At 31.9% G+C, this 17,501-nt stretch carries 13 protein-coding genes and 1 pseudogene; 2 read left to right on the forward strand and 12 right to left on the reverse strand.

The features are described from left to right. The first annotated feature begins 64 nt into the window (after window positions 1-64). Together recU and pbp1a are read left to right on the forward strand one after the other, a co-directional pair. Complete coding sequence (gene recU / locus B7699_RS07755; RefSeq protein WP_084927851.1) at window positions 65-661, forward strand: Holliday junction resolvase RecU; 597 nt, start codon at window positions 65-67, stop codon at window positions 659-661. Next, a complete protein-coding gene (pbp1a, locus tag B7699_RS07760; RefSeq protein ID WP_084927852.1) occupies window positions 658-2,844 on the forward strand; it encodes a penicillin-binding protein PBP1A in 2,187 nt (728 codons plus the stop codon). The genes recU and pbp1a overlap by 4 nt, the downstream gene beginning before the upstream one ends. Before the next feature lie 139 nt (window positions 2,845-2,983). Here the strand turns inward: pbp1a and B7699_RS07765 are convergent. From B7699_RS07765 to B7699_RS07820, 12 genes and pseudogenes are all read right to left on the reverse strand, one after another. Then, window positions 2,984-4,952 (reverse strand): annotated as a pseudogene (locus tag B7699_RS07765) (peptide ABC transporter substrate-binding protein). Window positions 4,953-5,153: 201 nt separating this feature from the next. Then, window positions 5,154-6,257, reverse strand: a complete 1,104-nt coding sequence (glf, locus tag B7699_RS07770) for a UDP-galactopyranose mutase (protein ID WP_084927853.1) — start codon at window positions 6,255-6,257, stop codon at window positions 5,154-5,156. Window positions 6,258-6,297: 40 nt separating this feature from the next. Continuing rightward, complete coding sequence (locus tag B7699_RS07775) at window positions 6,298-7,755, reverse strand: flippase (RefSeq protein WP_084927854.1); 1,458 nt, start codon at window positions 7,753-7,755, stop codon at window positions 6,298-6,300. A 53-nt stretch (window positions 7,756-7,808) separates the two neighbouring features. Beyond that, window positions 7,809-9,155 carry an O-antigen polymerase gene (locus tag B7699_RS07780; protein WP_084927855.1) on the reverse strand — a complete coding sequence of 449 codons (1,347 nt, stop codon included), beginning with the start codon at window positions 9,153-9,155 and terminating at the stop codon, window positions 7,809-7,811. A 19-nt stretch (window positions 9,156-9,174) separates the two neighbouring features. Next, entirely contained in the window at window positions 9,175-10,212 is a 1,038-nt protein-coding gene (locus B7699_RS07785; protein WP_239822216.1) for a glycosyltransferase, read from the reverse strand. Between the two features lie 2 nt (window positions 10,213-10,214). After that, the gene (locus tag B7699_RS07790; RefSeq protein ID WP_239822217.1) at window positions 10,215-11,318 is read right to left on the reverse strand and encodes a glycosyltransferase family 1 protein; all 1,104 of its coding nucleotides are present in this window, start codon (window positions 11,316-11,318) and stop codon (window positions 10,215-10,217) included. A 2-nt stretch (window positions 11,319-11,320) separates the two neighbouring features. Then, entirely contained in the window at window positions 11,321-12,289 is a 969-nt protein-coding gene (locus tag B7699_RS07795; RefSeq protein ID WP_084927857.1) for a beta-1,6-N-acetylglucosaminyltransferase, read from the reverse strand. A gap of 16 nt (window positions 12,290-12,305) precedes the next feature. After that, window positions 12,306-13,292, reverse strand: a complete 987-nt coding sequence (locus B7699_RS07800) for a glycosyltransferase family 2 protein (protein ID WP_084927858.1) — start codon at window positions 13,290-13,292, stop codon at window positions 12,306-12,308. Between the two features lie 11 nt (window positions 13,293-13,303). Continuing rightward, entirely contained in the window at window positions 13,304-14,260 is a 957-nt protein-coding gene (locus B7699_RS07805; protein WP_239822218.1) for a capsular polysaccharide synthesis protein, read from the reverse strand. A gap of 28 nt (window positions 14,261-14,288) precedes the next feature. Next, window positions 14,289-15,329, reverse strand: coding sequence for a glycosyltransferase family 4 protein (locus B7699_RS07810; protein WP_084927860.1), 1,041 nt, complete (start codon window positions 15,327-15,329; stop codon window positions 14,289-14,291). A 3-nt stretch (window positions 15,330-15,332) separates the two neighbouring features. Next, entirely contained in the window at window positions 15,333-16,124 is a 792-nt protein-coding gene (locus tag B7699_RS07815; RefSeq protein WP_084927861.1) for a DUF4422 domain-containing protein, read from the reverse strand. 7 nt (window positions 16,125-16,131) lie between these two features. Next, entirely contained in the window at window positions 16,132-17,481 is a 1,350-nt protein-coding gene (locus B7699_RS07820; RefSeq protein ID WP_084927862.1) for a sugar transferase, read from the reverse strand. Between the last annotated feature and the right edge of the window lie 20 nt (window positions 17,482-17,501).

A 17,501-nucleotide genomic window follows, 5' to 3' on the forward strand; every position in this document is an offset into this window, starting at 1 on the left:
TTACACCTTTCTTTCTATTTTTATGGTATAATAGAGTGATGTTATTGTACCAATAAGGAGAAATATGGTCAACTATCCTCATAAAATTTCATCGAAAAAAAGCCAAACATCCATTTCTCAACCAAAAAATTTCGCAAATCGAGGAATGACTTTTGAAAAGATGATTAACGCTACCAACGACTACTATCTAACGCATGGCATGGCAGTTATCCATAAAAAGCCAACGCCTGTTCAGATCGTTCGAGTAGACTATCCTCAACGTAGTCGGGCCAAAATTGTAGAAGCCTATTTTAGACAAGCTTCCACAACAGATTACTCTGGCGTGTATAGAGGATATTACATTGACTTTGAAGCTAAAGAAACGCGACAAAAGAATGCTATCCCAATGAAGAACTTCCATCTTCACCAGATTCAACATATGGAACAAGTTCTAGAACAGCAGGGCATTTGCTTCGTACTGCTTCATTTTTCTTCTCAACAAGAAACTTATTTGTTGCCGGCACTTGATTTAATTCGCTTTTATCATCAAGATAAGGGACAGAAATCAATGCCACTTGGATATATTCAAGAATATGGATATTTGGTTGAGCAAGGAGCTTTCCCTCAAATTCCCTATCTCGATATTATCAAAGAACATTTACTAGGTGGTAAAACAAGATGAATAAACAAACTATTCTGCGGTTCTTAAAGTATATTGGAATTACATTCCTCACCTTATTTATCGCACTATTTCTATTAGGTGGAGGTCTTTTCCTCTACTTTGTTAGCAAGGCTCCAGCCTTATCTGAAAGTAAATTAGTTGCGACAACCTCTAGCAAGATTTATGACAATAAAAACGAACTGATTGCTGACCTTGGATCTGAACGTCGCGTAAATGCCCAAGCCAATGAAATTCCTACTGATTTGGTCAAGGCCATCGTGTCTATCGAAGACCACCGTTTCTTTGATCATAGAGGTGTTGATACCATTCGTATCATGGGCGCAGCATTGAGAAACCTCCAAGGGAAAGGAGGGCTACAAGGGGCTTCGACCTTGACTCAGCAATTGATTAAATTAACTTATTTCTCTACTTCAACTGCTGATCAAACCTTGTCACGTAAAGCCCAAGAAGCTTGGCTAGCCGTTCAACTAGAACAAAAAGCAACCAAGCAAGAAATCCTGACCTACTACATAAACAAAGTCTACATGTCTAACGGTAACTATGGAATGCAAACCGCAGCCGAAAATTACTATGGAAAAGACTTGAAGGATTTAAGCTTACCACAGTTAGCACTCCTAGCCGGAATGCCTCAAGCACCAAACCAATATGATCCATATTCCCACCCAGAAGCTGCTCTAGAGCGTCGGAACTTAGTACTTTCAGAAATGAAGGGACAGAAATATATCAGTGCAGAAGATTACGAAAAAGCTATTAATACGCCTATCACTGATGGACTTCAAAGCTTGAAGTCAGCCAATAGTTACCCTGCCCATATGGACAACTATCTCAAAGAAGTAATCGACCAAGTCGAACAAGAAACGGGCTACAACCTTCTTACCACAGGTATGGAAGTCTATACTAATGTCGACAAAGATGTTCAACAGCGACTTTGGGATGTTTACAATACAGATGAGTACGTTGCTTATCCGGATGATGAACTTCAAGTAGCTTCCACTATTGTGGATGTAACAAATGGTAAAGTCATTGCTCAGTTAGGTGCCCGTCACCAATCAAGTAATGTATCTTTCGGAATCAACCAAGCCGTTGAAACCAACCGTGACTGGGGTTCTACTATGAAACCAATCACTGACTATGCTCCCGCTTTAGAATATGGAGTCTATGACTCTACTGCTTCTATTGTACATGATGTTCCTTATAACTATCCTGGTACTGATACTCCTGTCTACAACTGGGATCATGGCTACTTTGGGAATATTACAATTCAGTATGCACTCCAACAATCACGTAATGTTACAGCAGTTGAAACTTTAAATAAAGTTGGTTTAGATCGAGCGAAAACCTTCCTAAATGGCTTAGGTATCGATTATCCAAGCATCCACTATGCTAACGCCATTTCAAGTAATACAACAGAATCTAACAAACAATACGGTGCAAGTAGTGAAAAAATGGCTGCTGCTTATGCCGCCTTTGCTAATGGTGGTACTTACCACAAACCAATGTATATCAATAAGATTGTCTTTAGTGATGGTAGTGAAAAAGAATTTTCTGATACTGGTACACGAGCTATGAAAGAAACTACTGCCTATATGATGACCGAAATGATGAAAACTGTTTTAGCATACGGAACCGGACGTGGTGCTTACCTACCATGGCTTCCACAAGCAGGTAAGACAGGTACTTCTAACTATACTGACGACGAAATTGAAAAGTATATCAAGAACACTGGCTACGTAGCTCCAGATGAAATGTTTGTAGGTTATACTCGTAAGTATTCTATGGCTGTATGGACTGGTTACTCAAATCGTTTAACTCCAATCATTGGAGATGGTTTCCTAGTTGCTGCTAAGGTTTATCGCTCAATGATATCGTATCTATCAGAAGATGACCAACCTGGAGATTGGACGATGCCAGAGGGCTTGTATAGAAATGGAGAATTCGTCTTCCAAAATAGTGCAAAAAACACTTGGAATAATCAATCTACACAACAAACACAAATAGTAGAGAACCCAAGTACAACAGCTGAAAGTTCAACTACACAAGCAAGTACGACGGTTGGTCAACAACCCAATAATGCTCCAGCCACTGATCCTAATCAAGGACAAGCTGGTCAGTCTGGTCAGCCAACACAACCAGTACAACCAACGCCACAAAATCCACAAGTTCAACAGCAACCACAACAGTGAGATGAAAGAAAATCCTGAGAGTAAAAACTCAGGATTTTTTCTACAATAAAATACAATTCGCAATATCGAACATAGGATAGGCATCAATCTATTTTCTAGCAACCAAAAGAAGTTAGCTAACAACTAACTTCTTTTTATCTTATTTCACATGTTTTGCAAGCTCTTCTTGCACTTTTTTATTGGATTCTTCTTTTTCTTTCATCCATTTATCTTGAGCTTTTTGATATTCATCTGCAGTGACTGCCTTGTCTTGAAGTTCAAGATATTTGTATCGGAGCGGATCGCTTGTCCCCTTGTTACCTGAGAAAGAGAAAGGTAAAGTAAATGGTACCATCTTAGACAAGATTGGACGCCCTGTACGAGATGTCGTTGGAATGACTAGGGCACTATCTGTCAACCATGCTTGAGCTTCGGCATACTTGTTATAACGTTTTGTAACATCTGTAGTTTCTTCCCCTGCTTCATTGACCATTTTATCATAATCATTGAGACCAACCTTCTTAGCCGCCTCATTGTCTTTTCCTGAATCAAATCCTAGGTAAGTTCTCGTATTTTCTCCTACAGAAGGCTTGATGATATCAAGATAAGTTGATGGATCTGAGAAGTCTGGCCCCCATCCAACGTTATCAGAAAGATCCCAATCTTCGCCAGCAGCAGTTTGTGCAAATAAAGTGACATTAAGCACTTCATCTTTTTGCAATTGTTGAATATCAATAATGACATTATCAGTTCCTAAAGTTGCTTCCAAGGATTGTTTCATAGATTGGACACGTTGAACTTTTGTAGTTGCTGTTTGGTCAACAGGCATATCTAGGTGAATAGGGAAGGTTACGCCTTCAGCTTGAAGGGCTGCCTTAGCTTTGGCAAATTCTGCCTTGGCTTTCTCTGGATTATAGAGACCATCTTGGGCATCAGCAAGGTTCACATCCTTCCATTCATCCCCATAAGTCACCAATTTTTCTTTGACCATGTCACCAAAGCTTTTCCCATCTGCTTGGACAAATGTTGGTGGTACAAAAATATTACGTAAGATTTTGCTTGCACCGTTTTGTCCATTTAGCTGAGAGGCATAAGCTGTACGATCAAATCCAAAGGCAATAGCCTGACGGAAATCCTTGTTTAACAAAGCCTTTTTAGTTGAAGTCTTTTGTTCTTCACTAGTCTTAGATGTATATTTATAGGACTGGCGGTCAATATTTGTTCCCACTAGATAAGTCGTAGAGTCTTGTTGGGTATAGACAATATTGTCCTTCATCTCTTTCTCAAGCTCTGCGAAACTTGCACTTGTTGGATAGAGACGAGCTGCTGAAAGGCTACCATCTTTAAAGTTTTCTGCAGGTTTACTAGTATCTTGACCATCCCAGAATGACAATTTGACTTTGTCAATATGGACATTGTCTTTATCCCATTAGTTAGGATTTTTCGCAAATTCAACAGTAGATTTGGTCACAATCGATTTCAACAAATAAGGACCATTATACAAGATACTGCTTGGATCTGTTGCTTTAGCAAAATCATCCCCTTTTGAATTCAAAAACTCTTCATTAACTGGTGCCAAAACACCCATTGTTGTTTTAGAATTCCAAAAACTTTCAGGTTTGTTCAAAGTGTATTGGACTGTTTGATCATCAATCGCTTTAATCCCAACTTGAGAGAAATCTTTATTTTCCCCTTTAGCGTATGCATCCAAACCTTTAATTGAATCCTGTACCAAGTATAGGGCTTCAGATTTCTTATCTGTCGCATATTTAAGACCTGTCACAAAGTCCTGAGCCTTAACAGGAGCATACAGATGTAAACCACTTGGCATCCTGACGAATCTTATAAGTATAAGTCAAGCCATCCTTAGAAACTGACCAGTCCTCTGCCATTGAGGGAATAAGGTTCCCGTATTTATCATTTTCAAGCAATCCATCAATCACATTACTAGTAATGTCAGCGGTCGCTGCCTTACCAGTTGTTAAATAGTTGAGGTTATCTGGGTCTGTCTCGTAGGTAAATGCAAAAGTCTGCTCACCTTTAGCACCTGAGCCCCCAGAACAAGCAGCTAAGATACCTGCTGCTAATAAAGTGACTCCCGCAAGAGCCAATACTTTCCTTGTTTTCATAGTACTCTCCTTTGTTTTTCTATCCATTATAGACCCTTTTTTAAGTTCTGTCAATAGAATTTTCTGAATTTTAGAAAATTATTTTTTAAACAACAACTTTGCGAAAATATGAATAATATAAAAAAATCCCTCAACTACATTGTGTAGTCAAGGAATTATCAATAACATTTCTAAATAGCAACTGGTAACAGTTCTAGTTGTTTAATCTAACTCATTTCTCACGCACTGCAAAGCTGCTCCAATTACTTGGTGCATATCGTAGTAACGATAGTGTCCTAAACGACCTCCAAAGATAACATTTCCTTGCTCATCAGCCAGTTTTTTATATGATTTATACAAATGATTATTACGATCATTATTTACTGGATAATATGGCTCATCACCTTTTTCCCATGTTTTCGAATGTTCTTTAGTAATGATAGTCTTTGGTTGAGTCCCAAACTCAAAATGTTTGTGTTCAATAATGCGAGTATATGGAGTTTCTGAATCCGTATAGTTCACAACTGCATTCCCTTGGTAATTTTCCATATCCAAGGTCTCATTTTCAAAACGAAGACTACGGTACTCTAATTCACCTAACTTATAGTCAAAGAATTCATCAATCATACCAGTAAAGACAATCTTAGGAAAATCTTTCAGATATTGCTCTCTATTCTCAAAGAAATCAACATTTGTTTCTACATCAATGTTTTCATGATCCAACATTTTTTCAACTATTTGAGTGTATCCACCAATTGGAATCCCTTGATAGGTATCATTAAAATAGTTGTTATCATAGGTCAGGCGTACTGGCAAACGGCGAATGATAAAGGCTGGAAGTTCCGTAGTTGGCTTGCCCCACTGTTTCTCTGTATAGTCTTTGATTAATTTTTCATAGATGTCTGTACCTACAAGAGAAATAGCCTGTTCTTCCAAATTTTCAGGAGTTTTGCCATTTAAAACAGCACGTTGCTCATCAATCTTAGCCTGTGCTTCTGCTGGCGTCACAACTCCCCAGAGTTTATTGAAGGTATTCATATTAAAAGGTAAGTTATAAATCTCTCCCTTATAATTTGCAACTGGAGAGTTTGTGTAACGGTTAAACTCTGCAAACTGATTTACATAGTCCCAAATCTCCTTATCAGAAGTATGGAAGATATGGGCACCATACTGGTGAACTTGAATTCCTTCCTCTTCACGAGTATAGATATTACCTGCGATATGATTTCGTTTCTCAATGACTTTTACTTTTTTTCCTTTTAAGGCTGCTTCATGTGCAAAAACTGCACCAAAAAGACCAGCACCAACAACAAGATAATCGTACATAGATGTCCTCCTTTAAAATTACATTTTCAAAAATAATTAGTTAAAATTTTTTTAATTTCTTATAAAAATTTTCAAGAAAATTAATAATGAAATCATCTTTTAATAATACTAGAATCACAGCATAACTTCCGAAGAAAATAATTCCTTCCACACACAATAACCAAAAATAACTTAGTTGTAAGCTCTTTACTAAAATCATTCCTAAAACACTTATACTAACGGTAAATAGATAGCGTATCCCAACTATTTGATGTGCTATTTTAAAGAGTAAACCTCTCGTATAGTAAATTTGAACAAACAAGACAGCAAACTCAGCAATCATAGTGGCAAACGCTGCTCCACTTGAACCATAGGACGAAATTAAGATAAAATTTAATAGTAGATCAATAACTGCACCAACAATAACTGAAATTAAAAGATATTTTTCTTTCTCCAAAGGTGTTAATACTTGAATCCCTAATATTCCAGTAATTCCTATCGGAATTACTGCAATTGTTAAAAACTGCATACTAAGTACTGCACCCAGATACTGCTCTCCTGCGAGAAGAAAAAGACTTTCCTTAGCATTTAAAGTAAAAAATACAGCTAATGGAAAACTAATAAACAACGTAAAGTTTATGGCTTGAGCCGTGATACGTTCAAACTGTTCCTTCATATTTCTCTTCGCATAATAGGACATCCGTGGTAATAAAACATTTCCTAATGAATTCACAATACTTAATAAAATTAGTTTTAGCTTTGTTGCTGCTGTATACAGCCCAACTTCATAAGAATCTTTTATACTCCCTAGCATAATTAAGTCCAAGTTTGTATAAATTGAAATAACCAATGACTGAGCAAATAAAATTAAAATAGGCTTAAAATGTGGCACGAATTCATATTTATCCTGTTTTTTTAGGGTTATGTACTTAAATAAACGCTTGAAGTTTAAAATATTCGAACCAGCACTTGAAAACACTAAAATTAATCCATATATAATATAATCGCTCGGTTGGTGAACAAATATAAACATTAATACTATTGAAAAAATACGAAATATAATAGATCTAACTGTTATATAGTCATATTGCTCAATAGCCTGAAAAAACCAGTTAACACCTAGTACATTTAAAACAATACCGATGGCATTTATATAAAATAGCTCTCTATAAACAAGCATTGAAGGAAATGTAAAAAGCATAATAAAATAAATAATTAATACAAACCCAACTAAAACAATATTAATTATCAGTAGCTCCTGTACAACTTTTGACAGCTTGCGTTTATCATCACGAACAGTTGCAGCAGCACGAATTCCATACGTTGGAATACCCAAGGATGCTACTAATGAAAAATAGCTTACTATAGAGGTCACATAAGCTAATATTCCATTAGCCTCGACTTGCAGTACACGAGAAACATAAGGAAAAGTAATCAAAGGAAATAAAAAGTTAGATGCTGTCAAGATAAGATTCATGACAAAATTGTATTTAATCGATCTAATTTGATTGTTTTTCATTTATTTTCTCCACTTAATTTTTTTATTTCCCCTTTTTAAATAAACTAGAGCATCTATTTATTTTCAATTCCTTTATAACTTCTATTGAGTAGATAAATAATTACAGCTGCTAATATATAAAATCTTATAAACTCAATTGATAATATCGTTTCAAAAAATCTGTTTGAAAAAATCAACATAACTAAATCATTAATTAAATATGAATATAGAAACAATCTGAAATCAATAATTTTATTTGATTTTATCAATAATAACCGATCATAGGTTAAAATATAGTACAGAGAAAAAATTATAGAGATAGGAAGAACTCCCAATATACCAAAATCATAAACAACTGGATAATAAGTTGTCAACACATTGCCTGTTGATAAACCATTTGAAGCATTCTGCCAAGAACCAGAACCTACAATATACTCTATAGCAGATGAATAATTTCCAAATAGTTTTTGTATTATGGCATGGGCACCATAAAATGTTTGTTCTCCAAAAAAGTGAGATAAAGGTAAAGAATTGTAGGCACTACTAATAAAATTATTTAAATTTAACAAGGGTGCTCCAATATATATATATAAATACTGAAGTAAATCAATTTGCCCACCATCACCATTTCGGCCAGTTAAGAATAAAAACAATATCGAAAATGGAACTATTAGTAACATTAAATTTATAATCTTCATTATAAATTTAATGTTCAACTTTCGATCATTTATGTAAAAGTAAAGAAAGTACCACAATATCATTGCGCTTGTTATCAATCGAAATAATGGACTACGACTCCCTTGTAATAGTAAAAAGAAAGAATAGTTCGCAACAATTAGTAAAAAAAATCTGTCCACTACTTTAGATACTAAATACTTTTTAATTAGTAAATATAAAGCAATGTAAGAACTAGCATCTGTGAAAGCTTTAAGGTAATAATAAATTTTAGCAACGGAAATATTTAATTCTCTCCCTCTAATTGAATTAAATTTAAGAATTTGATCATAATAATTTATCAACTCAGGTAAACTCCCACTATAACCATTTCCTGCTATAAATAACCTATTAATAAAATTATAAAAATAAAATATTGTCACAATTTGAATTACTAGCACAATTGCTTTTAACCAAAAGTTAAATTCTATTACATTTGGATTTAAACTTATAATCCTTGCGTTCGGCATTAAAATTTTTCTAGAAAGTAATGAAATCACTGTAAACACTATCATTGTTGATAAGATAATGAACACAGTTCCTCCATTAAAAGATATCCCATAATATTCCTGTCCTAATATACAAAAAAATTGTGTCACAACAAAAATTACATAGTAAATATTAGAAGGATGTAAATATTCTCTCTGCGTCAAATTGAAATTTATAAAAAATAAAAATAGACTCATAATAAATGAAAAATAAAGCATTAATTTCTCCTTCCATTCACTAAGAAAGTATTTCGTTTATTGCTTTTTTTAAATAAAACCCTTTTTTTAGCTTTTCTCTTATTTCTTGAATATTTCTAACAAATTCTTGATACTGTTTTTCAGTGATTGTATCTAAAATATCTGATAATTCATAAAGATTAGAAATTACTAAACCTAACTTTTGTGAACTTATAAATTCAGCTAATGCAGATTCTTTCCATACAATCACAGGTAACCCCGAAGATAAGTATAACGATAATTTATGTGGATTATTATACCGTAAATAATTTCCCGTAGGGCCATCACAAGTTTCTATACTTATTCCATCCCAAACCAAACCAAATCCTTTTGATAAATAATTTGGAACATCATCTGATTCAAAAGCACCTAAATAATGAATGTTAGACGCATTTTCAGTAGACACAAAATTAATTCCCATTAGATTGAACTGCACATCTTTAATTTTAATCAATTCATAAATATATGGACTCTTTTCACGACTCAAATTTCCCGCAATTGTTACAGATTTATCAAAATACACTTGTTCAGAAAGAGGTTTATGATTTAAATAATCAAAAATTTCCAAAGTTATTAATTTATTCGAATCTACTCGTTGTTCAATAAACCAATTTTTCATTATATCATTGTGGACAATAAAAAAATCGGCTAATGAAATCATTTGTTGAAATTCTTTCTTATATTTACTTTCAATAAAAATATCTCTAAGCACTTCTACATCATGAACCAAAGAGATAAGAGTTACATTCTTATCTTTTATTTTTTTTAAATAATAATCTCTTCCTATATCTCGATAGGTGAATGGATGTTGTATTAATAAAGTATCATTACTTGACAGAAGTTTATATATTTTTCTCCATTGAAAAAATAAATCTATTTGTCTCTTTATTTTAGCAATTCGTGATATGTTGCTCTCATCTTTACGTAATAAAGTTAATTTTTTAAAATGTAATTCGTCTAGAATTTCTATACAATCATTTTTCGCTTTACTTCCTGCATGTTTATAGGAACCATATAATTCAATCAATTGATAATACAATTTTATACCTCTAAAGTTTTTCTCAAGTTCTGCGCTTGGTATTTTATATTATAGCCTTTTTCTTTAAAAATTCTTTCAATTATATCTGAATTCATTCGTGGTTTATCCACCAACTCTAATATTTTCATTACCCAATTTTCTGTTGTTTCTTCTAACGACAGATATTCTACATTATTTGTAATATTTAACTCCGTAGTGATTGCATCACTTACTAAAACTGGTAATCCGTTAGCCTGTGCTTCTAAAGCAGAAAGTGGAAGTCCTTCAAAAATGGAAGGTAACATAAATAAATCCATAGCACTTAACCAAGCTTTGATATTTGTTTGACTACCTGGCAATAAAACTACACCTTCCAAACCTAATCCATAAATTTTTTCTTCAATTTGGGATTTCAATTCGCTATCTTTACCAAGAATAATCAATCTTAGTCTACTATCTTTTTTATATGCTTCAGCAAATACATCTATTAAAAATAATTGATTTTTTTGAGGATTTAAACGGCCTATATTCCCAATAATTTTACAATCTTTCCAACCTAATTTTTCACGTAACTGAATCCTATCATTTTCAGAAAATGTAAATTGTTCTACTTCAATTGCATTTGGTATAATAGAAACTTGATTTCTAATATTTTTATCAAACAAGTAATCAGCTGCTAAATTAGAACATGCAAAATAATGGGTTGCAACCTTAGCTAATCGCTTTTTATTAAAAATATGTAGAAAATATTTCCATTTTTCCCAATTCCATTTAGAGTTATGACTGTGTATAACCCTTAGAGGAATTCCATATTTTTTAGCATAAACTAAGAAATCTATATTTGTAACACTCATTACATTACACCAGATAACATTGTAATTCTCAGCATTTTCCTTAAAAAAACTATCCATTTCTCTATAATATTGAGATAAGTTACCTCTCTTTTCAGGTATAAAAAATATTTTAGAATTTTGTCTCAATATCTCATCTTCAAAAATAATTGGCTCTTCAGTACGTTTTATAAAATCAAAATGAATTTCTTCTTTGTTAATATTTCTAAAGTAATTTAAAATAAATGTCTCAGTTCCAGCCAATTCAGGAGACATTCCTATAACTAATATATTCACTTTTATTTCTTCCCTCGCAATAATTTTTCTATAAAAACTTTTGTTCCTGGATATCTTTTTAAATTAAACTTTCTAGAAAAAAAATATCCATTATTCGCAGCTTCTTGTATTTGCTTAAAATCATTCACAGAATCAGTCCACTCATACGGATAGCCATCCCACCAATTTATATATCTCATATTCCCTTGATATTCTTCAGAAGTTCCTTTGTTAATTTGTAAATTTTTAATAAGATTCTGTTTATTTAAATAAAATAAAATTGTTGGAATAAAAAGTTCATCACCTAAAAATGAATATTTAAATATCTTTTCTATTAAGTTTGAATTGTTTATAATTATTTCAACACAATTATGAGACAATGTTACCCAGTTGCTAGCTTTTACTGGAAATATTTCATACCTATCTAGTAAATTAATTCTCAAAATTTCTTGAATCATAATTGCAATTTTACGATATAGCTTAAATAAGATTTTTCCAAAAAAACCGGGAAACGTCCTTGGTGTAAACTTCCGAAAAATATGATAGTATTTAATACGATTCAGTATCTCATCCTCATAGACCTCTAAATTAGAGTTTAATGTTAAAAAAGAATATTCAATATTCAAGTCAAAATATTCGTGAATAACATTTTGAGGTACTAATGGTAAATCATTCCCACTTATTAAATGATAATGTTGATATCCCTTGTTATAAGCCGCTGAGAACAAAATTAACTCCGCCTCAATCTGTGAATATCCTCCCCAAAAAATTTTTATTCTTTTAGTAAAAAATATCTTCGACCATTTAGTTGAGTTCATTAATTTCGTTTTATCATTATCTGTTAAAATAAATTTTTTATCAAATAATATATATATATCATTTCGTTGATGATCCAGTAATCTGATTAAGAATAATAACTGTTCAATATCCTGATGGGCAATAATTAAATAAGCAAACTTATTTGTAGGATTTATCTGTTTTACTTCTTTCATACCCCAAATTCCCCCATTAGCTCGATTTACATTTTTCTTTACAACGTTGTAATTTGTTTAAAATAACATAGTATAAATTAGGTGACAGCAAAAATAGTATACACTGTATTTTTCTAAAAGTTGGAACCTTTTTATTTAAAAGAACATCTTTTAAATATGGTTTAATTTTTCTTTGTATTTTTCTAACTTCCTCTTGAGAAGTCTTTATTGCCTGATTACTTAAAATAAATGAACCTATTACATTTTTTGCAACTAAAGCCTGATATAATTTTTTTTCATCCGGAATTCTATTTTTTAGAACTGTTCTATTATGCTCAATAGCCTCAAAAAAATGATACTGATTTTTCTGAAATACAGAATGGACGGTACTTCCCTCTCTAATAAGATAGTTATAAACTTGAATATCTGTATGTACAACTTTACTAGCATTTAATGCTATTTCTGCAAACACATATAAATCCTCATAAATTTTTCCCTTAGGATAGATCACTTGTAATACCTGTTTTTTGTAAAGTTTACCTCCATTAGATACTGTTACATTGTCATTATAAAATCCCTTTTCTAAAAATTCTTTACTATCTAGTAATAGTACAGTATTTTCTAAACTAGGAATTTCGATTTGCTGATCTTTTATTTCAATAGTCTTAACTTCTTTTTCCTTCGTAGATACAATATCAGCATCATACTTTTTTTGAAGCTTTATAAATACTTCCAAAGCATACGATTCAAAATAATCATCTGAGTCTAAAAATGTAACAAATTCTCCTGAAGCTTTTTCTAAACCATAATTTCTTGCATCAGATTGTCCACCATTTGCTTTATGATAAACATGAAAATTTTTATATCGGCATGCATAACTTTCACAAATAGTACCTGATGAATCTGTTGAACCATCATTTACTAATATGACTTCAAAATCTTTAAAAGTTTGATTTAGCAGACTTTCTAGTGCATTTCTTAAATAATCTTCAACATTGTATACAGGTATAATTACTGAAATCATGCTTGTCTCCTTCATTTATCTATAATTTTATTAAAATATGTTCCCTCATTCGAGTTGATTTTCACCTTATATGTACATTTAAAAAGAGAGGTATTCTTTAGAACCTCTTTCCAATCATGATCATTGTATTTTCTTGACATATTAGTTGCCAAAAAGACCAACTCTGGATTTGTTTCTGAATTTTCATTTATTGATTTATTCACAGAGTTGATTTTCCGATACGCTAGCTCAATAAGATAATCAATTAAAAAATAATCAATTGCCACATTGAATCTTTTGAAGTATTCGATTTGAAAATCTCTTAAAAATCTAAATAAAATAAAATTTTGTTTTCCAGCTAAACAAAATCCAGTCCACCTACCCTTAGGTACAAATTTAGGTATTTTTTCCTCATCTTTCAAACGAATTGTGTAAAAATCATTTTCTAAATACTCTAATTTCTTTGATGTTTCTATATATATTGTCGAATCTAACCATACACCTCCATATTTAGCAAGTAAAGTAACCCTAACAATATCTGAAAACTTGATAAAATCGATAATTCCACTTTTATATTTTTCAATAATAATTTCTGGTAAATCAATATAATTAAAAAGATTATTTTCATCCAAAAGAACATACTGATAACCATATCTTTTTGCATAACTTCTTTGACTTTCAATTGTCTTTTGAACAATCTTAGGAGCATTTTCTTCACCCTGGATCCACATTGAAAATATTATCTTACTATTAGAGTTAACAAACTTTATTTCTTCATCATATAAATAATTTTTTAAAAAATATTCAAATTCATTCTCAAGATATTCTAAAATGGTTTCATGCTTTCTATAATAGAAATTTGTAATTTTATCTCTAAGTAAGGGAATATTACTCAATCTTCCCCAAATTTTTTCAAATAGTTTATTTCTTGCAATCTGAGGATTGAAAGTATTTTTCAATAAAAAATATTCTTTTACAATTTTTTTCATACTCTTTATAAGTCCCTTATTTGCTTGATTAAAAATTTATTCCTTCTAGAATACTAAATATTCTTTTCTGAATTAAATCATTTGAAAAATTATATTTAAGCTCAACAATTTTAAAATTCTTATCTTGAATACTATCAATTGTAGTTTCAATTATATGCTGAATATCTAATGGAGTATCTATTTTTATATTTGGCAATAGAGTAGTTGTTTCCTTATTAACAACTTCCGAAATAACTCCAACATCACTAACTATGATATACAAAGCATTTGCCATAGCTTCTAACATGCTAATTGGTAAGGTCTCATCTTTATAACTTGTAGGTAAAATAAAATAGTGCATTTTTTTTAGAAGTTGTTCCTTTTCTTCTCCATATACACCATTAAAGTAAGTCACATTTCCCATTGTAGATATTTTGTGCTTAAATTCATTTTCGAGGGTGACATCAAAAAACTTTCCTGAAAAATAAAAATGATAGTTAGAATTACTTTGCATGTTTCTAGCTAGCTCTAATACAATGTCATATCCTTTTTCCTTTAGCATATTGCTAAAATAAATAATATTTATTGGCTTAGATTGTTGTTTTATTTCTAAATCGTCTTCTGATATAAATAAATTTTCATCAATTCCATTCCGTATAATTTCAAATTTTTCATTTGGAATCATTAACGGCTCAAACATTATCTTAGATTTATGTCCTAGTAAGATAATTTTGTCAACACGTTGATAAATACTTTTATTAATAATTCTCAGTATTTTATTTTTATTTACCACTTTACCAAACGCACTATTATGAAAATGAGTTACAATTTTCTTACGTTTTAAAATCATCATAAGTAAATAAATAGAATCTCTAATATTCCCCCCTACGGAACCAGAAGGTGTAAAATAGAAAACATCTGTATTTACTTTTAAAATAAGATAGACATAATAAAAAAGTTTTTTATTATCTGTAATGTCAATCGACATCACTTTTTCTGCTTCCTTCTCACAATAATCTTGAAAATCATTAATAGCTTTTCCAAGACCGGTTTGTCTATTTTTTATCTGTCCTACAATTGTTACTTTCATCAACTAAAAACTCTGTCCATATTTCTTTCCAAAGAATTTGGCCATTAAAAATGATTTTGCTTTTTTGAGCAAATTCACTTTTTCCATATACATAAACGGCACTTCCTTAGGAGTCAAATTGTTTTTCACCAGCCATACATTAAATAGCAGTTCGCTTACTCTACCAAATAAGCGTGCTTCAAAAGCTGTTAAACCTGATAAGTCCATACATTCATACATACTATCTAAAATTGGAAATAGCCAAGTGAAATAATCATCAACCAGTTCTTTTTTCATAATAAACATATTGAACATATAGCCACTTCTTTGCTTCATTACTTTATCAAAGCTTGATAGGTATTCTGGACTCTTCGTTTCAATCATTTTTCTAGCTAGATCTAAATGAGTCCCATCCAAGGTGTGAGTATAATGAGAATAGAGCGTTTCTATATAGTACTTTCTTTTCTTAGGGACAATAACATTTGAAACTTCTAACATTTTCTCAATATCATCTTTATCTAAAATAACATCATCTATATTTATTGATTCATTATAAACTTCTGTCTTCTTAGTAAAATAACGACGATAGTGTACCAAACCTAAATAGTCGCACTCTAAATTTTTCCATGCCCAATAGAGGCCTGTAAGTTCACAATAGTAGGGATTTAAAACGGAAATATTGTCTCCAGTATTATCTCCCTGAAAACCTAAATCGTTTTTACCTTCACATCCAACATGAATTGGGAGATAAAGTTCTGTATCCTGCGGCATGACAAATTGTTTATGCGTTGCCACGATTATTTTTATCACTGACATTTTCTATTTACTTTGCTCCATCTTTCACGAAAACAACTTTAATAGTTTTCAATAAAATTTCAATATCCTTCCAAATTGTCCAGCCATCCAAATAAGTAACATCTAATTTTACTACTTCATCAAAGTTTTTAATATTACTTCTACCACTAATCTGCCAAAGTCCTGTTATACCAGGTTTAAAACTTAAACGACGTTTTTGTTCCGGTGTATATGTCATATACTCATCTAAGGTTGGCGGTCTAGTACCAACTAAACTCATATCACCTTTTAGAACATTCCAAAATTGTGGCAATTCATCTAGACTCGTCTTTCTAATAAAATGCCCAATCTTTGTAATTCGTGGATCATTTTCAATCTTAAACATTCCACCCTGCATCTGGTTCTGACTCATCAATTCCTTCTTGATTTCCTCCGCATCTACTCTCATAGAACGGAATTTATAAAATTTAAATACTCGTCCATTTCTACCAACCCTATCTTGGACAAAAATAGCAGGGCCTCCATCTCTTTTTATCAGAGGAACAAGAAAAATAGACACCAGACCACAAATAATCAGACCAACCGAGGAGCCAATAATATCTATAACACGTTTAAGAGCAATATCACTTGAACGATAAAAGGTTGTTGAGAAATTGACGACACTAGAATCCCCAAATCGTTGAATCGCTTTTTCACTATTGGTTACAAAATCTAAAGCCGCTATATTGACAGCTACTGGTAATCCCATTGTTTCAAATCGAGAAACAAAGTCTGCAATCAAAAAGCTTTCACTTGGGAGATTAATCACCACTTGATCTACGACTGATCTCGTAGCATAGGTTACTAGGTTATCCAACGTAACGATTGTAAAATTAGAAGATTCAAAATGCTCATCATCTACAATACTAACAGCTGAAACATAGCCGTAATCATAGGTAGATAGCTGCTTTAAAACTCGCTCAACTTTAGCTCGTGTAGTTACAAGCAAGATTCGCTGAGTATATTTTTTATTATGAGATAAAAACTTCCAAACCTTACGAATGAAGAGATTCAGCACTAGGATAAAAAGTGTGTTGCCCCCTACAATCCACAATAAATTGTAGAGGCTTAAATAAGGTAAGTCCGGCGTTAACAATGGAAGAATAACAACAGCTAATAAAAGATAGACAAATTCGTACTTTATAGTCTGTATCAGTTCTTCTGCTGAACTCCGATATTTGAAATTCTTACTATAATCACTAACATAGTAAGAAATAACATGAACAACCATTAGAAATGGTAGAGGTCCATGAATATCGAATACAATAGATAATATATAAATTGGAAACAGTTGTATTATGAGAATCTCTAATTTTCGAATATTTGATACTTCTCTCAAAACTACCTCCTAGGTAACTC

It is taken from the genome of Streptococcus mitis, assembly GCF_002096835.1.
Lineage (GTDB): Bacteria > Bacillota > Bacilli > Lactobacillales > Streptococcaceae > Streptococcus > Streptococcus mitis_W.